The 19,543-nt window shown below is 68.9% G+C and carries 16 protein-coding genes and 2 tRNA genes; 2 read left to right on the plus strand and 16 right to left on the minus strand.

Annotated features, from left to right (window positions below; genetic code table 11):
• Positions 1 to 5: 5 nt before the first annotated feature.
• The 8 genes from murD to AFER_RS06450 form a co-directional block, all read right to left on the minus strand.
• Positions 6 to 1,319 carry a UDP-N-acetylmuramoyl-L-alanine--D-glutamate ligase gene (gene murD / locus AFER_RS06415; RefSeq protein WP_015798664.1) on the minus strand — a complete coding sequence of 438 codons (1,314 nt, stop codon included), beginning with the start codon at positions 1,317 to 1,319 and terminating at the stop codon, positions 6 to 8.
• Positions 1,316 to 2,350: a phospho-N-acetylmuramoyl-pentapeptide-transferase gene (mraY, locus tag AFER_RS06420; RefSeq protein ID WP_015798665.1), complete on the minus strand. Its 1,035-nt coding sequence runs from the start codon at positions 2,348 to 2,350 to the stop codon at positions 1,316 to 1,318. The genes murD and mraY overlap by 4 nt, the downstream gene beginning before the upstream one ends.
• A complete protein-coding gene (locus AFER_RS06425; RefSeq protein WP_041661738.1) occupies positions 2,347 to 3,780 on the minus strand; it encodes a UDP-N-acetylmuramoyl-L-alanyl-D-glutamate--2,6-diaminopimelate ligase in 1,434 nt (477 codons plus the stop codon). The genes mraY and AFER_RS06425 overlap by 4 nt, the downstream gene beginning before the upstream one ends.
• A 62-nt stretch (positions 3,781 to 3,842) precedes the next feature.
• The gene (locus AFER_RS06430) at positions 3,843 to 5,621 is read right to left on the minus strand and encodes a peptidoglycan D,D-transpeptidase FtsI family protein (protein ID WP_015798667.1); all 1,779 of its coding nucleotides are present in this window, start codon (positions 5,619 to 5,621) and stop codon (positions 3,843 to 3,845) included.
• Entirely contained in the window at positions 5,614 to 6,042 is a 429-nt protein-coding gene (locus AFER_RS06435) for a hypothetical protein (RefSeq protein ID WP_015798668.1), read from the minus strand. The genes AFER_RS06430 and AFER_RS06435 overlap by 8 nt, the downstream gene beginning before the upstream one ends.
• Complete coding sequence (rsmH, locus tag AFER_RS06440) at positions 6,024 to 6,983, minus strand: 16S rRNA (cytosine(1402)-N(4))-methyltransferase RsmH (protein WP_015798669.1); 960 nt, start codon at positions 6,981 to 6,983, stop codon at positions 6,024 to 6,026. The genes AFER_RS06435 and rsmH overlap by 19 nt, the downstream gene beginning before the upstream one ends.
• Positions 6,976 to 7,416 (minus strand): division/cell wall cluster transcriptional repressor MraZ, encoded by a 441-nt coding sequence (locus AFER_RS06445; RefSeq protein WP_171788963.1) that lies wholly within the window; start codon positions 7,414 to 7,416, stop codon positions 6,976 to 6,978. The genes rsmH and AFER_RS06445 overlap by 8 nt, the downstream gene beginning before the upstream one ends.
• A 290-nt stretch (positions 7,417 to 7,706) precedes the next feature.
• Entirely contained in the window at positions 7,707 to 8,375 is a 669-nt protein-coding gene (locus tag AFER_RS06450) for a lipoate--protein ligase family protein (protein ID WP_083769317.1), read from the minus strand.
• 97 nt (positions 8,376 to 8,472) lie between these two features.
• On the opposite strand from AFER_RS06450, the gene AFER_RS06455 reads away from it, so the two are divergent.
• A complete protein-coding gene (locus AFER_RS06455) occupies positions 8,473 to 8,760 on the plus strand; it encodes an Lrp/AsnC ligand binding domain-containing protein (RefSeq protein ID WP_049755376.1) in 288 nt (95 codons plus the stop codon).
• Here AFER_RS06455 and AFER_RS06460 read toward each other — a convergent pair.
• A complete protein-coding gene (locus tag AFER_RS06460; protein ID WP_041661739.1) occupies positions 8,723 to 9,337 on the minus strand; it encodes a hypothetical protein in 615 nt (204 codons plus the stop codon). The genes AFER_RS06455 and AFER_RS06460 overlap by 38 nt on opposite strands.
• Positions 9,338 to 9,384: 47 nt before the next feature.
• On the opposite strand from AFER_RS06460, the gene AFER_RS11070 reads away from it, so the two are divergent.
• A complete protein-coding gene (locus AFER_RS11070) occupies positions 9,385 to 10,629 on the plus strand; it encodes a D-alanyl-D-alanine carboxypeptidase family protein (protein WP_015798674.1) in 1,245 nt (414 codons plus the stop codon).
• A 169-nt stretch (positions 10,630 to 10,798) separates the two neighbouring features.
• On the opposite strand, the gene AFER_RS06470 is transcribed toward AFER_RS11070, so the two are convergent.
• The 7 genes from AFER_RS06470 to ppdK form a co-directional block, all read right to left on the minus strand.
• Positions 10,799 to 12,853, minus strand: coding sequence for a hypothetical protein (locus AFER_RS06470; protein ID WP_015798675.1), 2,055 nt, complete (start codon positions 12,851 to 12,853; stop codon positions 10,799 to 10,801).
• Positions 12,854 to 13,182: 329 nt separating this feature from the next.
• Positions 13,183 to 13,255, minus strand: a tRNA-Ile gene (locus tag AFER_RS06475).
• A gap of 80 nt (positions 13,256 to 13,335) precedes the next feature.
• Positions 13,336 to 13,408 (minus strand) — tRNA-Asn (locus AFER_RS06480).
• A gap of 26 nt (positions 13,409 to 13,434) precedes the next feature.
• The gene (locus tag AFER_RS06485; RefSeq protein WP_015798676.1) at positions 13,435 to 14,070 is read right to left on the minus strand and encodes a phosphatase PAP2 family protein; all 636 of its coding nucleotides are present in this window, start codon (positions 14,068 to 14,070) and stop codon (positions 13,435 to 13,437) included.
• Positions 14,071 to 14,162: 92 nt separating this feature from the next.
• A complete protein-coding gene (locus AFER_RS06490; protein ID WP_015798677.1) occupies positions 14,163 to 15,047 on the minus strand; it encodes a sigma-70 family RNA polymerase sigma factor in 885 nt (294 codons plus the stop codon).
• Positions 15,044 to 16,810, minus strand: coding sequence for a DNA primase (gene dnaG / locus AFER_RS06495; RefSeq protein WP_015798678.1), 1,767 nt, complete (start codon positions 16,808 to 16,810; stop codon positions 15,044 to 15,046). The genes AFER_RS06490 and dnaG overlap by 4 nt, the downstream gene beginning before the upstream one ends.
• 10 nt (positions 16,811 to 16,820) lie before the next feature.
• Complete coding sequence (gene ppdK / locus AFER_RS06500) at positions 16,821 to 19,454, minus strand: pyruvate, phosphate dikinase (protein WP_015798679.1); 2,634 nt, start codon at positions 19,452 to 19,454, stop codon at positions 16,821 to 16,823.
• Between the last annotated feature and the right edge of the window lie 89 nt (positions 19,455 to 19,543).

Here is a 19,543-nt window from a genome sequence, read left to right on the forward strand (position 1 = left end):
GCCCATCACCTCCCAAGCGCCGCAACGGCGCGGACGAAGTCCTCACCTCGTTCCTCGAAACTCCGGTACCAATCCCACGAGGTCGCCGCCGGCGCGAGCAGCACCACCGTGCCCGGCAGCGCTCGCTCGCTCGCCACCGCCACCGCCTCGTCCATCGAGTTCGCCTCCACGATCCACGGCACCGCGTCGCCGAGGTCGGCCACCACTCGGTGGGCACTCTCGCCGATGGCGACCACGCCAGCGATCCGCTCCGCGACGTCGCGGAGCCGCTCGAACCCCGTGCCCTTGGTTCGACCGCCGGCGATGAGCACGACACGATCGAAGCTCCTCACCGCAGCCACAGCAGCTTCCGGCGTCGTGGCTTTCGAGTCGTCCACGTAGGTGAGCCCACCACGAACGGCCACGACCTGGAGCCGATGAGCAAGCCCCCGGAACTCGCGCGCGACTCGACGCGCGCGTTCGAGCTCCGCGCCACTCGCCTCCGCAAGCGCCCAGGCCGCCAGCATGTTCGCGACGTCGTGTGGTGCACGACGTCCCAACTCCTCGACCCGGACGAGCGTGCGGCCGTCCGGCCCGACGAGTGCACCATGCTCGACCCGATAGTCGGCGTCACGCGCCGTCGCACTGAAGGTCCGCACCTCGACCCCGCGAGGGATCGCGATGGCGTCCACGGCACCCTCTCCGACGGGCCACACGGCGACATCCCCGGGCGCGAGCCGCTCGATGAGGCGCGCCTTGGCCGCGCGATAGGCCTCGAACGACCCGTGGTAGTCGAGATGGTTCGGCGTGAGGTTCAACACGGTCGCGACGGAAGCTCGAAACGTCGGGGCCCAGACGAGCTGGAAGGAGGAGACCTCGACCACGAGTCGACGAGCGCCACTGTCCGCCACCGCCGAGAGTGGCGTGCCGAGATTGCCGGCCGCGACGGCCCCGTCGCCGAGCATGCTCGCGGTGAGCGTCGTCACCGTGGACTTCCCGTTGGTACCGGTCACCGCGGTGATGGGGGCCGCGGCGAGAAGGTAGCCGAGTTCGAGCTCGCCGATCACCGGACCGTCGAGCCCGAGACGTTCCACCCGTTCGGTGCGAATCCCGGGGGACACGACGACCAGGTCGAAGCGCGCGCCAACGATGGCGTCCGGATCCACGAGCTCACGCCCCTCGGAGCGCGCCTTGTCACGCAGCGCTCGAGCGTCGTCCGCCACGATGACCTCGGCGCCCAACGATCGCAGCACCCGTTCGGCCGCGAGACCGGACACGCTCGCTCCGAGCACGAGCACACGCCCGCCTGCCACCTGGGCACGCAGCGCATCGGCGCTCATCGGACCCCTCCGAGCGACAGGAAGTCGGCATAGAACACGCCGATCGCGAGCGCCGTGCAGACCCCGGCGATGATCCAGAAGCGAATCAACACGGTGGTCTCCGGCCACCCGAGCAGCTCGAAGTGGTGGTGGATCGGCGACATGCGCAAGATGCGCCGGTGCCAGACGCGAAAGGTGAACACCTGCGCCACGACCGACAACGTCTCGATGACGAACAGCCCCCCGAGCAAGACGAGCAGCAGATCAATGTGCAGGAGCAGGGCAAGGCCACCGAGGGCGGACCCAAGGCCGAGCGACCCGACGTCACCCATGAAGATGCGCGCAGGCGGCGCGTTCCACCAGAGGAACCCTGCGAGCGCGCCGGTGACTGCCATGGCGAATACCGCGAGATCGAGCGCATCGGGGACGTGGTAGAGCCCGACATGGCGGAACATCCAATACGCCATCAGCGCGAGCGCCCCGAAGGCAAAGATCCCAGAACCTGCCGCGAGACCGTCGAGGCCATCGGTGAGGTTGACGGCGTTCGAGGAACCGACGACGACGATGACCGCGAGCACGATCCACCCGACCGACCCGAGTTCGAGCTGGGCCCCACCGACGCGAACCACCGCGAGCACCGGAGGGACTCCGACCCACCATCGAGCCAGGACCGCAAACGCAAGCGCGACCGCGACCTGGAGCGAGAACTTCCCCGCCTTGGTCAACCCGAGCGAGCGCCGATTGCGCACCTTCAAGAGATCGTCGACGACCCCGATGAGGCTGGAAGCGATCGTCAGGCCGACGACGGCGATACCGCCGCGGCTCAGCTGGACACCGAGATGGGCATGCGTGACCGCCCAGCCAAGGGCCGTCCCGACCACGATGGCAATGCCACCCATGGTCGGCGTCCCGGCTTTGACCAGGTGCCGGCTCGGGCCGTCCTCACGGACCTGCTGACCCACCCCCCGCGCGCGCTGGCGCTCGATGAGCCACGGCGTTCCGACCACGGCGACGACCAGCGACACCAAGGCGCTCGCAAGGATGGCGATCACGCGAGCAGCCCCCCGTCGTCTTGGAGCGCAGCGTGCACCACGTCGATGTCGTCGAACGGCGTCGCAACGCCGTCGATGACCTGAACTCGTTCGTGGCCCTTGCCCGCGACCACGAGCACGTCGCCGGGGGCCATCATCGCCACGGCCTCCTCGATGGCCGCTCGGCGATCGAGGACGACCCGCACGCCACGACGATCGCGCCACCCCGCGACGATCTGGGCCGCGATGGCAGCAGGATCCTCGCTGCGAGGATTGTCGCTGGTGACGATGGCAACGTCAGCCAGCTGCTCGGCAACCGCTCCCATGAGGGGCCGCTTGGCCTGATCACGCTCCCCGCCCGCACCGAAGACGACGAGCAGGCGCCCCCGCGGACCGACCAGGAGTCGAGCCGCCCGCAACACCGCCGCCAGCGCGTCCGGAGAGTGCGCATAGTCGACGACGACCAGGCCTCGCGGGCCGAGGATGCGCTGCATGCGGCCCCGTGGGCTCTCGACCTCGCCGAGCACCCCTCGGAGGAGGTCGGGGTCGAAGCCCACCTGCTCGAGCACGGAAACCGCCAGCAGGATATTGCGGAGATTGTGCTCACCGACGAGACGCGAGCGATACCAGCGTCCGTTGCGACGGAACCGGATCCCTGCCGCATCGATCTCGATGTCCGTCACGGCGCTGATGCTCACCGGTACCACCGGCACCCGCACCGACGCCGCGAGCCTCGCGCCCCAGGGATCGTCGACGTTGATCACGCCGATCGCCGTCCGTTCGGGCTCGAACAGCCGTGCCTTCGCGGCGAAGTAGTCCTCCATCGACCCGTGGAAATCGAGGTGATCTTGCGACAGGTTGGTGAACACCCCGACCCGTACGTGCAGCCCCTCGATGCGCTCCATCGCGATCGCGATCGAGGACACCTCCATCGCCACCCAGCGCCGCCCCGAGTCGCGAAACTCAGCGAGGCGGCGGGCGAGCTCGGGAGCCTCGGGCGTCGTGAGGCGACTCCAGAGCGTGCCGAGCACACCGACCCCTTCCCCGAGGCGCTCGAGCAGCTGGGACACGACCGACACCGTCGTGGTCTTGCCGTTGGTGCCGGTCACACCGATCACCGAGACCGCCGACGACGGGTCGCCGAAGATGCGATGGGCAACGCGGCCGACCGCCGTACGGAGCGAGGCGCGTGGCACCACGAGTTGGGGCACACCGACCGCGACCGGCTGGCCGGCGGTGAGCACCGCGACAGCCCCGCGTCGCACCGCCTCCGCGGCGAAGTCACGCCCGTCCACGTGACGCCCCGGAACCGCGGCGAACAGGTCACCTGCGCGGATCTCGCGGTGGTCGATCGCGATACCGGTCACCGAGGTCGCCCGGTCACCGACGATGCGCGCGTGCTCTACGAGGGCCCCGAGGGCGTCGAGCGTGACGCCAACCTCTGGACCCACCTCGCAGACTCCCCTCCCGCACGGACCCGGACCATGGTAGCCCTGCAGCACGGGGGCAGCGTTCACCCCTGGACCCCAGCCCCTGGATGCATGTCGACGCTGCTCAAAAGGGTCGACGTGACTTGCCCTTCGGGCGTCACCCCGTAGCGAGCCAGCGCAGCGCGCATGATCTGGGAGAACACAGGTGCCGCCGTCATCCCACCGTAGATGGGCACCGGCTGGTCGACCATCACGATCGCACTGAGGACCGGGTGCTGGGCCGGCACCATCCCGACGAACGTCCCCCAGTACGCCCCAGGCTGGTAACCACCGCGCGCATGGTAGGGCTTCTGCGAGGTGCCGGTCTTGCCCGCGACGAGGTAGCCAGGTATCGCCGCATCAGGAGCCGTGGCGTTCGACCCCGTGACGTGCGAGAAGAGCCCCAGCAGCTCGGAGGCGATCGCCGCAGGCATCACCCGGTGACGAGGTGCGGCCGGCGCCAGGTGGACGGTCCCATCGGTGCCCACGGTGCCAGCAACCAGGGTCGGGTTCACGAGGACGCCGCCGTTGGCGACCGCGTTGTAGGAATCGAGGATCTCGAGCGGCGTGACGAGCTGGTCCTGTCCGATCGGGGTCGAGCCGATCGCCGTCGGTGACCACTCGGAGGGAGGCTTCAGGTACCCCGCGGTCGCGCCCGGGAACGCGAGCCCCGGATCGACACCCCACCCAAGGCGCCGGAAGGAGTCGTAGATCGCCGTCGGGCCGAGCCGCTCGGCCAGTTCGATCGTGCCCACGTTCGAACTCTGGGCGAGGATTTGCGACATGGAGAGGACCTCGGTGGGGTGCGACTCGGCGTCATGGAACACCGAGCCGTCGATCACCAGCTGGTTTGGAACGGTCTCCGTCGAGGTCGGGGTGATGATGCCCCGCTCAAGGGCCGCAGCGAACGTCGCGATCTTCGCGACCGATCCCGGCTCGTACGCGTAGGCCACCGGGTCGTTCAACCAGCTCTCCGTCGGCAGGGCGCGGGGCACGTCGACGGGCTGACTCCCGCCGACCGACGACGTGCCCGGCAGCGCCGGCGCCGCGAGCGACGCCATCGCGAGGATCTGGCCCGTGTGGGGATCCATCACCACCGCCGTCGCGCCGAGGGCTCGCGTCGTCTCGATCTCCGACGCCAAGGCGTTCTCGACGTCGCTCTGGAGGACGGGATCGATGGTGAGCTCGATGGACGTCCCTGGGCGCGGCGGGTGTTCGGCAACGAGGCCTCCGGGTACCGGCGCACCCTGAGCGGTCACCCTCTCGAGGGCCCACCCCGGTGCTCCGGCAAGCACGCGCTGGTAGGCGTACTCCAGGCCAAACGTACCGACACCAGCCGGACTCACACGACCGATCACCGGCTCGGCGAGATCGCCGAGCGGGTACACAGGCAGCGTCGTCGGTGTGACGGTGATGCCGGGCAGCGCGCCGTCGAGGGCGAGCTGCTCGATACGCCCACCGACGCTCAAGAGGGCATCGGGATCGACGACGCTGTAGCCTCCGTGCACCTCGAGCGCGCTCGTGACCGACGCCACGGACAGCCCGAGCAGCCGCGCCAGTCGCTCGGCCTCGGGCGCAACGTCGTGGATCTGCAACGGATCGGCGATGATCGCGTCGCGCTCGATGGAGGTCGCAAACGCGACGCCGTTGCGTGCGAAGATGGCGCCGCGCGGTGCCGACAGCACGACGCGTGTCTCGCTCTCGGACGTGGCCAGCTGCCCATACCGCGGCGCCGGGCCCACGGTCAGACGGACGAGCTGCGCGGCGATGGCGCCGAGCGCCACCACCGTGACGGCACCCACGATGCGCACGTGCCTAGCCACGCGCGACCGTTCCGGCCGGAAGGGGCGCCGACTCGCCCGTTGGTTGACCAAGCGCCGTCGTCGGGACGGGTGCTCCCCGTCCACTAGCAAGCTCCTCCCACGTCGGGTGGACGAAACCGTGTGCCGCCGCGACCGCCGCCGCGTGGCTCGGTGCGCTCAGGGTGCTGAGCTCGGCGACGAGGTCGAGATGATGCACCTCGGCGGCTTGCAGCGCGAGCTCGGTCGCCTGGACGGTATTGGCGAGGCGCTGTGCAACGAGCCGCGCGGCGATCACGCCCAACGCGGCGACCACGACCACACCGATCACGAGCACACGCCATGGCACCGACCGACGACGTGGTGCGCGCGTCAGCACACGAAGCTCGGGGGAACGTAGGCCCGAGCGACGAGGCAGTGCCTCCGCTAGCGCAGCGCGAGCCATTCGTGCACCTCCCTCTCCCACGCTGGTGCGAGATCTGCCACCGCGAGCTTGCGCGCGACCCTCAGGCGGGCACTCCTGGCACGAGGGTTGCGCGCCACTTCGTCGTCGCTCGGCACGACGCCCCGCCGGGGGCGGCGCTCCAGTACGCTCGTCCAGCTGCCAGCCGGTGTGGTGCGCGGAGCCCCGCCCCGCTCGGCCACCTCGAAGAAGCGCTTCACGAGGCGATCCTCGAGCGAGTGATAGGTGAGCACCGCGAGTACGCCACCGACCTCAAGCGCCTCGAACGCCGCAGGGAGCAGGGCCGTCAGCTGACCGAGCTCGTCGTTCACCGCCAGGCGCAGAGCCTGGAAGACGAGGGTGGCGGGATGGCGCCTCGTCGTACGCCGCGACGGTGGGGTTGCCTCGACGACGACCTCGGCCAGCTGCTCGGTCGTCGTCGGCATGGCGGCGAGGATCGCGCGGGCGTAGCGACGCGCAAGCGGACCGACCTCGCCTCGACGCAGCAGCTCGGTGAGCCCATCCTCGTCGAGCGAGGCAAGCAATGACGCCGCTGACGTCGGCGCCTCGGGGTCCATGCGCATGTCGAGTGGCCCGGCGAGGCGGAACGAGAATCCCCGCTGCGCGTGGTCGAGTTGGAGCGAGGAGACGCCGAGATCGGCGATGACCGCATCGATCCGACGCGCGCCGACGACACGTGCGAGGTCGCGAAACGTCCCGCGGACCGGCTCGAACCGATCACCGAACGCTTCGAGTCGCCGCGCCGCGAGATGGAGTGCCTCCGGATCCCGGTCGAGGCCGATCACGAGCGCAGCACCGGCATCGAGGAGTGCCGCCGCATGGCCGCCCAAGCCCACGGTGACGTCGAGCACCCGTCGACCCTGCGGTTCGACCGCGCGCACGACCTCTGCCACCATCACCGGGAGGTGGATCGGCTCAGCCACGATCGCCTCCCCGATAGCGCTCCCAGGTCGCTGGATCCCACAGCTCCACGGTGCCGAAGGCGCCGTGGACGCGAACGTCGTGGTCGAGGTTGGCATAGGCACGATGGCTCGGCGGGAGCATCAGTCGTCCGAGGCGGTCGATCTCGGCCTCGAAGGCTTCGGAGGCCCACGAACGCAGTCGCCGACGCTCCTCCGGATCGGCCCAGTGCTCGGCGCGCACCTCGCCGACGAACGCGTTGAAGTCCTCGACGCGCCACACGACCAGGCAGGGGTCCTCGTACTGCGAAGGCGTGACGAAGCACTGATCGCCGAACTGACCACGAAAGCGCACAGGGAGCGTCAAGCGTCCCTTGGCGTCGAGCGCATGCGAGAAGGAGCCGAAGAACCGGCCGGTCGGCTCACCGAGCTGCCACACCTCCCCGCGCCTCCTCACCGTCACCCAGAAGGGTGCCACTCACGCCATCGGCACCCACGGCGCCCCACTTTAGCCCACGACACCCCACCGGGGCGTGTGAATCGCGTCCGTTGGCTCCACGATGCGCACGAGACCGTGCGAGCGACCCACGCCACGCTCGCGCGAGATCAATACCGAGGTCGGCGTCAGGGTGCTCAAGGAGGGCGCCGAGTTCGCTTGAGACGATCGCGACGGGTCCGCGTGTCCGACAGGCCTCCATGGCTGCAGTGTGAGCCGGGAGCCGGCTCACAGCGAGAACCGAGGTGGAGTTAGCGAGCCAAGATCGCCCGGCGCACCGTCGCGACGAGCGGATCGAGCTCGATACCGAGCTGCTCGAGCCCCAGGGAGGCCATGGTGCCTTCCGGTCGATCGCGCAGGGCGTCGACGAGTTCTCGCTGACGATCGCGCCAGAGCACGGCAACCTGGAAGATCGCGCCGCCTCGACGACGTCGCTGCGCGAGACCCGCGACCTTGTTGCCGCCGACGGCGACCTCTCCCCAGCCCCAGCCAGCAAAGCACACCTGCGTCGAGAGCGGGACTCGCTCGGGGACCTCACGCACCACCGTCACGTCGGCCACCCCGAGGGCTCCAAGGGCCTCGGCGACGGCTTCCCCGAGCCAGAGGAACGATCTGCCAAGATGCGGATCGAGACGCGGGTCAGACGCCGGCACAAACACGTGGAACCACGCCTGCTCGCCGGGAGCCACGACGACCGCACCGCCACCGGATCCTCGCCGAACGATGTCATAACCCTTGGCTACGAGGCTCGCAGCATCGATCGCGTCCACGCGCGTGGTCGAGCCCAGCACGACCGTCGGCGCCGTGGGCTCAGCACTGAGCAGCCACGGTGATCCCTCGTCCGCTGGCCACCAACGGTGGATGACCGAGGCCGGAGCGCGCAGCCGCAACGTCCGCCACGGCTGCACACGACGATCCATGCGGCCGATCTTACGGCGTCCTCAGGCGAGGCGATAGGCGCGCGCCACTCGGTGCCTAGCATGGGGGCGGCGTCGGACCGGGAGGCAAGGCAGGGCTGTGGAGGCGTACGTGCTCATTCAGACCGAGATCGGTCAGGTCGCGTCCGTACTGGCCGAACTGCGCAAGCTCCCGTTGGTGGTACGCGCCGACGACGTCACGGGCCCGTACGACATCATCGCCCTCCTCGAGGGCGAGACCCTCGAGGACATCGGACGTCACGTGGTCGAGGGCGTGCAGGTCATCGACGGGGTGACACGGACGCTCACGTGCCCGCTCGGTCACCTCAGACTCGACGCCTACCACTCCGTCAGAACGCAGAGAGCGTCCGAGCGGCCCCAGCCCTGACGACGCCATGGCGGAGTTCTTCTACCCGCCGCAGTTGGACCGACGACGACGTCGCGAGGACCTCGGCGCTCGTCACGGCATCTGCGAGGGCGAGCACGGTCTGGACACGGTGCGTCGCCGATGCCACGAGACCCACGGTGAGCGCGGTCTGACCGGTCACGAGGGTGCAGTAGGCGGCGAGCACCGCCCGCGGCCCACCCACCGTACGCAAGAACCCGACTTCGATCTCGCGCGGGCGAATCTCGAACCCGGTCGCGCGCGTGCACATGCCGGTCGCCACCGGCGCAGCCCACGCCGTCCCGCCCAGGACTTCGGCCGCACGGCGCCCGCTGGGGCCGAACGCGACGAGCGGCGCAGCACCGAGGTCGATCCCGGGCGGACCCAGGACGAGTTCATGCTCGGCCCTCGCCGTCGTGCGACGGAGCGCCGCAAGCTGGATCGGGATCGCGATCGCCGCCACCACCACGAAAGCCGCCACGCCACCTGCGAGCCACCGCCGACGCCGTCGCATCCGTCGATCGCTCCAGGCGCGCTCGCCCTCGAGCGCTCCCGGAGCTTCGTGATCAAGCGAGTCCACGCTTCCACGCTAGCGCTCACCGACGACCCACCCCGGGGAGTCCATCGATGCCAAGAGCGCTGAGCAGGCGCCGACGTCTGCGCCAGCGGCGAGCGGTGACCCTCGGTGCCGTCACCGTCGCGATCGTCGCGGGAACCGGCGTGATCGACGCGGCCCTCACCCTCGATCCATCGATTCGGGTCACGCCCCGTCACGTGAGCGGCGTGCGTGCCCCGACCGCGCCCCCGATCACCTTCAAGCACGGCGTGCAGTCCGCGACGGTGATCCCGGCGCTTGGATCAGGGTCTCTCGAAGCCTCGCCCCACGAGCGACCCGTCCCGATCGCGAGCCTCGCGAAGCTCATGACCGCCCTCATCGTCGTCCGCCGACACCCACTCGGCTCGACCGCATCCGGCCCCACTCTCACCATGACCCCAGCCGACGTGATCCTCAGCGACGTCGACGTCGCTGAGGATCAGTCGACTGTACCGATCACCGCCGGCGAACGCCTGAACGAGCGCCAGCTCCTCGAGGCCCTGCTCGTTCGCTCCGCCAACAACATCGCCACCATCCTGGCGACCTGGGTTGCGGGCTCAGAATCTGCCTTCGTGGCCACGATGAACGCAACCGCACGCACGATGGGGCTCACCGGAACACACTTTGCCGACGCGAGTGGCTTCAACAAGGCCACCGTCTCCACTGCTCGTGACGTCGCCATCGTGACCGCTCGCGTCGAGGACAATCCCACGCTCGCCGCGATCGCCAGCGAGCATGCCGTCACGCTCCCTGGCGCTGGCACCCTGCCCAACATCATCCAAGCGATCGGCACCGGCGACGTCGTCGGCGTGAAGTCCGGCTTCACCATCTGGTCGGGAGGCTGCGCCTCGATCGCGGTGCGGACGCCCACCCCCGTCGGTGAGCTCACCAGCGTGGGTGTCGTCATCGGCGAACAGGGCTACGCCTCCCTCGCGCGTGCGGCGCGGCGCGCCCAGGCGCTCGCGACCACCGCTGCTGCGCGCGTCGCGAGCGAGCGCATCATCGACACGCGCGAGCTGGTCGGATGGGCGCGGGCACCGTGGCGAGCGGCGCCGATTCCGATCGTCGCAGCTCGGAGCGTTCGCGTCCTCCTGTGGCCAGCGACCGAGGCCTCGGTGCGGATCGCGCTGCGACCACCAGCGCTGCCGGCGCCACGCGGGCGCGCCGTCGGCGAGATCGTCGTGACCACACCGACCACAACCATCACCGTTCCCGCGATTCTCACCGCGAGCCTCGGAACGCCGTCCTTCGGCTGGCGGCTCACCCACGCGCTCTAAGGAGCGTGCGCGTCGCACAGGCCTCCTGCGGCGCGAGCCTTGCTCGCTCGATCGCCGACGAAACCACCCCGGTGTGGCGTCGCCAACGACACGGAGCGCCGGTTCGTCCGGCGCTCCGTGTCACACTGATGATTCGCCACGCCTGCGGGTGCGATCTTGGCTCCTGCCGTCAGCGAAGCGCGCCAGATCCTCGCGCTCCACCCTGGCGCCGACGCTCCTCGATCGCGACCACGGCAAGTCCGCCGACACCAACGCTCGCGAGCGCGACACCACCCCAGGTGAGCGCGGTGATCGAGGACGGGGCGCTACGGGGCCCCGTGACCAGCTTCACCGCGGTCGGCTGGGTCGCGACCGTCGGAGCTGACGACGTGGCCGGAGCGGTCGGCGTCGTGGATCCACTCGTCGTCGGTTGGGGTGGCGTCGAGCCCGCGGCGGTACTCGGCGGCGCGACGACCGTCACGCTATCCGTTGCCGACTGCGGAGCGGCATCGGTCGAGACCACCGTCGCGGTGTTCGAGAGCACCGTGCCCGCGGCATCGGTCGCATCCACCTGGACCGGGACGATGATCGAGGGCAACGATTGACCGGGCTGGAGGGTCTGGGTCGACGCAAAGGCATACGTACACGTCACCGTGGGTGGCGTCGAGGAGCTTGCCAGCGTGCAGCTCCAGCCGTCGTTCGCGTTGGCATTCGTCAGGGCCGTCTGCGACACGGTCACACCTGCGGGGAGCGGGTCAGTCACGGTGAACGCGAAGGAACTCGAACTCGATGGGCTGTTCGACAGCGTCCCGGCCGCGAACGTCGCTCCCGAGCTCGGACCCGGCTCGGCGGTCGCCGAGCTCGTCGCAACGCCAGCGGTGATCTCCCATGAGAAACTCTCACCAGGGTTCGCGACGTGGTTCACGTTGTCGACCTTCGTGATCGAGAGGATCGGACCCGTGGAGAAGTAGGCGGGATCGGACCCAACGAGCACGAAGTCGTCGGCTCCCAATGAAAGATTCGGGGGGGTCGACTCGTAGGTGAGGTTGATTTGGCCAGGACTACTCTTCGTCGAGGCCGAGACGATGTCGTTCGTCAGGCTCGACGGATTGACGTAGCCGAAGTCGACGACGTTACCTGCGCTGGAGGAGCCATTCACGTTGCCCGACGCGACCCAGAGGTTGCCCGTCGTCGGATCGAGCGTCATGGACTCAGCCTGCGACGCACCGTTCGGGGCGTTAACGATGTTGTACACTGCGCCCTGTCCGCTCGGCACGTTGCTCGTCGAACTGGCGTTGTCGATCGGGAGGCTGGGCAGGCTGACGTAGCCGACCTGCGTGTCGAACTCACGGACGAACCACAGCTCATTCTGGCCAGCGTCGAGCTGGAAGTCTCCAAGCCCCGACGAGCCCGTCGGCAGCGACCAGCTGTAGGCGGCCGTCGTCACCGGCGACGATGGAATCCCGCTGCCCAGGTTGTACATCGCGATATCTGGCGAGGGACTCGTCTCGCCGACGAATGCATAGACGGTGCCGCCGATCGTATCGACAGCGAGCGAACCCGTCAGCGACGCGGTGACCACCGCGCTCACGGTGTTCGTCGTCGTATCCCAAGCCCAGACGTGGCTGCCACCGGTCCAGTACACCGTCGGCCCCACCGCCGCAATGGCGTAGTGCTGGGTGCTGGAGAACTGCGTCCCCGCGGGCTCCGGCGGACAGCTGATGCTTCCCGGCACCGATCCCGTGCTCCACTCGTCATAGCTCGGCGAGGTCGCCGAGGCCGTCGCGTTCTGCGATGTGAACGCCTGGAGGTTCACGGCAATCACTGGACACGCGCTGACGCCAGTGACGCCCGTCGGGATCATCCCCGTGACGTTCCGGTAGTACAGCATGTTGCCGACGGCGACCCCGTCGCCGAGATACTGACCGCCCAGGCCGTTCAGCTGGATCGTCCCGACCACCGCATGTGGCGCGGCTCCCGACACCTCGATCAGGTAATTCGGCGAGTTGGAGTCGGTGTCGACGTAGTAGTTGCCGTTCTGAGCCTGAACCGTTTGCTCGAGATGGACCAAGGGGGAGATCACCCCGTTGTCGACGAGGACACCGAGGTTGAACGCCACCGGCTGATACGCAGGTGCCGTCGACGCCGACAGGGCGCTCGGCCCCATCCACGCGACCGCGACCAGCGCTCCCGCAACACCCGCACTCGTGGTCCCTCGCAGGATCCACGTCGATCGCCTCGTCACAACGCCCCTCCTCAACGTCCCTCCCCTACCTGGCTCGACGCAGTGCAGCTGCGATCGGCGTCAGTACTCTAGCACTCACTGTGTCTCAATTCCACACGTCTTGTGAACTCTCACGGAATGCATTCTTCATACTACTCATTGTGGTTATCCGACCTCGTCGACGTCGAACTCCTGTCGCGACGCACCGTTCTCGGCAGCTCGCAATGAGCCCGAAGAATGCCTCGCACCGTCCAATACGGCTGCACCAGGCGTCCATCAGGATCGGGGCGCGACACACACGCCACCGCACGCGCTCCCACGCTGGTCGAGGTCAACGCTCCGCACGCAGGTGGGCCCGGTGGGATTCGAACCCACGACCAAGGGATTATGAGTCCCCTGCTCTCACCGCTGAGCTACGGGCCCTTGGTTGCCCACGCGGCCATCGACGCTCTCTCAACCCGTCAGAGCGCGGGCGACGACCCTCGCTCACGCCAGATTCGAAGCTCCGGGGGAGAGACTCGAACTCTCAACCGCACGGTTAACAGCCGCGTGCTCTGCCAATTGAGCTACCCCGGAAAGCGACGTCAGTCTAGGGGTCACGATCACGCTCGCCCACCTCCGACGCTCGTTCGACGCGACTCCACCAGCCACGCGAACGGTGTCCGCGTGAGCAGGAAGTCATCGAACGCCGTCAACAGACCTACCGCGGGCCGCCAGCCGACCCAGACGACGACGCCCCCGAGCACCAATCCCGCCAACACGTCGCCCGGGTAGTGCACCCCGACGTAGACCCGCCCGAACGCGAGGAGGAGGCCCGCGATCGTCGCGATCCAGGCCATGAGGCGATCACGCGCGAGCCAGAGGCCAACGATCACCGCACCGGCGACGGTCGCGTGACCGCTCGGGAACGAGTAGCCCCCGCTGCGCGCAAGCAGCACCTCGACGTGGTGCAGCGTGACGTAGGGCCGGCGTTCACCCACGAGCGGTTTCAGGACATAGTGCGCGATCACCCAGGCGAGGACGGTCCCACCAGCGGCCCAGAGAACCCCCGCAACCGCACGTGGCGCCTGTCGACGCGAGCGAGCGCGCCACCACGCGACCAGCAGCACCACGGCGAGCACGCCGACGCCGACGAAGTGCGCATACTGCGCCATCGCGCCGTGGGCCCACCCCGTCTCACGCGCGATGCGATTGACGTCGAGATAGGCCTCGTCGTTGAGATGCTCGAGCTCGCCCACGTCACACGCCTCCACCAGTGTTGGCGATCGAGCCTAACGCACGCATGCGAACCGGTGCGCCAGGGCCGCAGCCGACCCTCAGCACCGCTCGGCTAGTCCTCGAGCACACGCCGCAGCACCGGCGCGAGATCCCCGCGGCGCAACCGTGCGATCGCGCGAGCCTCGATCTGGCGAATCCGCTCGCGCGCGATGCCAAAGTACGCCGCCGCATCCTCGAGGCTGTGGGGCTCGTTGCCCTCCAGACCGAAGCGGAAGGCGAGCACCTCACGTTCGCGTGGCTCGAGATGGGCCAGTGCGCCTGCGATGACCGTGCGAAGATCAGCGTGCTCGATGGTCTCCTCGATCGGTTCTGCGTCGCGGTCGGGCACGATGTCAGCCAGCGTCACGTCGCGCTCCTCGCCTACCGCCTGATCGAGCGAGAGCACCGAACGCGCGTAACCCTGGAGTTCGCGCACGCGCAGCTCATCGATCCCACTCGCGGCGGCGAGCTCCGCCATCGATGGCTGCCGCCCAAGGGCTTGCTCGAGCTCGCGCCGCTGAACCTCCACACGAGCAAGTTCGGCGGCGATCCCCCGAGGCAAGACCACATCGCGGCGCGTCCGCGTGAGCGCCTGCGCGATCGCCTGGCGAATCCACCAGGTTGCGTACGTGGAGAAACGAAATCCTCGCCGCCCGTCGTAGAGATCGATGGCACGCAAGAGGCCGATCGTGCCCTCCTGCACGAGGTCATCGAGCGAGATCCCCGGTTGCACGTAGCGTCGAGCGATGCTCACGACGAGGCCCATGTTGCCCTCGACGAAGCGCTCCCTCGCCGCTTGGACCACCGCCGCGACGTCGGGCGGCACGTCTTCGGCTTCCTGGGCTTCCTGGAGCACGATGGAGAGGGCGACCTCCTCGTCGGGCAGCAGGCGACCCCGCCTCCCGCGCGCCAGCACCGCCCGAGCGCCGTCCAGCGCCTCCGGCGACACCCCACTCACGAGCCGCTCCCGAGCGCGACGTCCGACCGCGCCTCGACGAGGTAGGCGAGCAGCGCACCGGCTGCATCGAGATCTCGAGGTTCCGTACGAAGGCGATGCAGGGTCATGATGTGATCCGTCCAGCGACGCTGGCGCTCCTCGCGCTCAGGTCCAGAGAGGCCGGCAAGGCCGCGCGCCTCACGCTCGAGTTCGACACCCGCCTCGCGCAACACGAGCACCACCAGGGCATCGTCGAAGCTCCCTTCGGAGTCGCTGGCAGCGATGCGATGGTAGAGCTCGCGGACGTCATCGCCGACGCCCTCGAGCGCGGCCGCGACCGGCGCCTCTCCTCGCGAGCCGAGGGCTGCAGCGAGTGCACGATAGGTCGGGTCGCGAAACAGTGCGGGTACCACGAGGTCCCCGAGCCCAGGATCGCTGGCGAGGGCGATGAGCACCGACGCCGCAGGGCGATCGAGGCCTGACGCCTCGCTCGTACGCAGACGTCGCGGTCGGAGGGCGCTCGGAAGCCGCGCCGCAAGCTCGGCCTCGCGAAATCCGGTCCGATCCGCCAGCATGGCGATGTACTCAGACCGCACGAGCGGGTCGCCGACCGAGGCGAGCACCGCAGCGACGTCGGCCACTGCACGCGCCCGCCCCTCCACCGATCGAAGATCGGCACGGGCGAGGACTCGTTCAAGGCGGAACCGAGCCACCGGCACGGGGCTCGCGAGAGCCTGTCGAAGCGAATCGGGATCCTCGGCGAAGGCCTCGGCAGGATCACGTCCTCCCGGCAAGGTGGCCACGAGAAGCTCCACGCCTGCTGCCTCGGCGAGGGGGGCGACCTGCTCCGCCGCTCGCTGGCCTGCGTCGTCACCGTCGAACAGGACCACGACCTGGGGAGCGAAGCGACGCAGGATGCGCAGGTGGTCGTCGGTGAGCGCCGTGCCGCAGGTCGCGACCGCAGCGACGCCAGCGGCATCGAGTGCGATCACGTCCGTGTAGCCCTCGCACACCAACGCGCGCCGCTCGCGCAGGAACGTCGACCGCGCTCGATCGAGGTTGTAGAGGACCTGACGCTTGTGGTAGTAGGCCGTGTCCTGCGTGTTCCGATACTTCGGGACGCCATCTCTGGCCGGAGGCACGACCCGACCGCCGAACGCGATGACCTGACCCGCGACCTCGCGGATCGGGAACACGATGCGTCCGCTCATCGGGTCATGCAGCGACCCGTCCTGGCCGCGCACGCGGATCCCGACCTCGAGCGCGATCGCCGCCGATGCTCCGAGTTCGGCGAGGCTCGCCGCTCGCGACGGCGGTGCATAGCCGATGCGGAACTTCGCGATCTGGTCCTCGCTGATCCCTCGAGCCGCGAGATACTCTCGAGCGCGCTCACCTGCCGGTCCAGCGAGCTGGTCCGCGTACCAGGTGGTCTGGGCTTCGAGCACGGTAAGTGCCTCGCGACGCGTGGACGCTCGCGGCTCACCGGCAGCCTCGTGCTCGATGCGAAGACCGGCTCGTCGGGCAAGCTGCTCGACGGCTTCAGTGAAGTCGAGGCCCTGCACCTCACGGACGAAGGTGATCGCATCACCTCGGGCGTGACAGCCGAAACAGTAGTACACCCCGAGCTCTGGGTTCACACTGAACGACGGCGAGCGCTCGTCGTGGAACGGACACAGACCGACCCAACGCCTCCCGACCCGGCGCAGCGCGACCGTCTCGGAGACGAGCGCGACGAGGTCCGTCGCATCGCGTACGCGCCGCACATCGGCGTCGGCTATGGCCACTCGCTCAAGGCTACGCCGTCTCGGCGGCGTCCTTCGCGCGCATCAACGACTGTGCGACGGCGAGGCGCGCGATCGGCACCCGGAACGGTGACGCGCTCACGTAATCGAGACCGGCCTCGACGAACTGCGCGATGGAGGCCGGATCGCCACCATGTTCCCCGCACACACCGACCTTGAGTCCGGGACGCTCTCGCCGCCCCGCCTCGACCGCCTGCCGCACGAGGCGCATGACCCCGCGTGGGTCGACCGTCTTGAACGGATTGGCCGCGAGGAGCTCGCTCGCCAGATAGGCGGGCATGAGCTTGGCCTCGACGTCGTCGCGCGAGAAGCCGAAGGTCATCTGGGTGAGGTCGTTCGTACCGAAGGAGAAGAAGTCGGCCTCGCGAGCGAGTTCGTCGGCGATCAGCGCAGCCCGGGGCGTCTCGATCATCGTCCCGAAGCGCACTTCGAATCGCGCGTCCGAGGCCGCGCGCGCCTCGTCGAACCATTGCCTGGCGAGCGCGAGCTCCTCCCTGCTCACCGTGAGCGGGATCATGACCTCCACGATGGGCTCACCACCGGCTCGTGCGACGTCCTCGGCCGCCGCAAGGAGGGCGCGCACCTGCATCCCGTAGAGGCCAGGCTTGACGACGCCGAGGCGAACGCCACGGATCCCCAGCATCGGGTTCTGCTCATGCCACGCACGTGCCGCAGCGAGCAGGCGCTCGCCCTCGTCGTCGAGACCCCCCGCTGCCTCGGCACGCTCAAGCGCGGTCACGTCGGGGAGGAACTCGTGCAGGGGTGGGTCCAAGAGGCGAACCGTCACCGGCAGCCCACTCATGACCTCGAGGATCCCCCGAAAGTCACGCCGCTGGGCCTCGAAGAGCTCCTCGAGCGCGCTCGCTTCCTCCTCGGGGCTCTCGGCCAGGATCATCCGCCGGACGATCGGGAGTCGATCCGGCTGGAGGAACATGTGCTCAGTGCGGCACAGGCCAATGCCCTTGGCCCCGAAGCGCCGCGCACGCTCGGCGTCGTCGGCGGTGTCGGCGTTGGCGCGCACGCCCACCTTCCCAAAGGCGATCTCGTCAGCCCATCCGAGCACGATCTCGAACTCCTCCGGCGGTGCGGACTCGGCAAGCGGCATCCGTCCGGCGACGACGACGCCACTCGTGCCGTCGATCGAAATCCAGTCTCCGACACCGACCTGCCTGCCACCGACGCGAAAACCGCCCTCCTCGATCACGATCGCGTCCGCCCCCACGACGGCCGGCTTGCCCCAGCCACGCGCGACGACCGCCGCGTGCGACACCAGCCCACCGCGGGTCGTCAAGATGCCCTCGGCCGCGAGCATGCCGCGGACGTCCTCCGGGCTCGTCTCCTTGCGAACGAGGATGACCGGCTCGCCTGCCGCGTGTGCTTCGACCGCACTCGCGGCGTCGAGATACACCCTCCCGACGGCCGCACCCGGCGAGGCACCGAGCCCCCGGGTCAGTACGTCGACGACTTCGGCGGCAAAGCGCGGGTGGAGCACCTGGTCGAGGTGGTCGGGAGTGATCCGGGCAACCGCCTCCTCCTTGGTGAGGGCGATGGCGGGATCCTTGGTCATCTGCACCGCCATGCGGAGTGCGGCGACACCGGTTCGCTTGCCGACTCGCGTCTGGAGCAGCCAGAGCTTGCCCTGTTCGATCGTGAACTCGACGTCGCACATGTCGCGAAAATGCCGCTCCAGCCGTGCGAAGACATCCATGAGCTCCGCAAAGACCTCGGGGAACTGATCCTGGAGGGCAGACAGCGGCTCGGTAATGCGAATGCCGGCGACGACGTCCTCTCCTTGGGCGTTGACAAGGAAGTCTCCATAGGCACCCTGCTCCCCGGTCGCGGGGTCGCGAGTGAAGCCGACGCCGGTACCCGAGCGGTCATCGCGGTTGCCGAAGACCATGGCCTGGACGTTCACCGCCGTCCCCAGGTCGTCAGGGATGCCTTCGCGCTCGCGGTATGCGTGCGCGCGCTCGCCGTTCCACGACCGAAACACGGCCTCGATCGCGCCACGCAGCTGATCGCGAGGGTGCTGTGGGAACGGGCTCCCTGCGAGCTCACCGACGAGCTCGAGGTAGGCACCGGCCAGCCGACGCAACTCGCTTGGGGGCAGCTCGCCGTCGTTCTCCGTGCCGACTCGTTGCTTCGCCTCGACGAGCAAGCGCTCGAACGGCTCCGGATCGAGCCCGAGCACGATGCGCGCGTACATCGCGATGAATCGGCGATACGAGTCGTACGCGAAGCGCTCGTCATTCGTCTGACGAGTGAGACCTTCGACCGACGAGTCGTTCAGCCCCAGGTTGAGGACCGTGTCCATCATGCCTGGCATCGAGAACTGCGCGCCCGAGCGTACCGACACGAGCAGCGGATCGGATGGGTCACCGAGCCGCCGACCCATGCGATCCTCGAGCGCCCCGACGTGACGGTCGAGCTCCTCGTCGAGCCCGTCGGGCCACCCGTTGCCCAAGTAGGCACGACAGGCGTCCGTCGAAATCGTGAAGCCGGGTGGCACCGGCAGACCGAGCACGCTCGTCATCTCCGCGAGGTTGGCACCCTTGCCACCGAGGAGCGCCTTGAGCTCCTTCGGCGCGACTGGGTGCGCATGGTCGAATGGGTAGATGAACGGCACGAAGGACCCTCCACAGCTCACCGCTCGTGCGCACGGGGCGCGCACGAGGCATCCGACGCCGGGCGTCGTTGCCCACAAGGTGATGGGAG

Source organism: Acidimicrobium ferrooxidans DSM 10331, from assembly GCF_000023265.1.
Taxonomy (GTDB): Bacteria; Actinomycetota; Acidimicrobiia; order Acidimicrobiales; family Acidimicrobiaceae; genus Acidimicrobium; species Acidimicrobium ferrooxidans.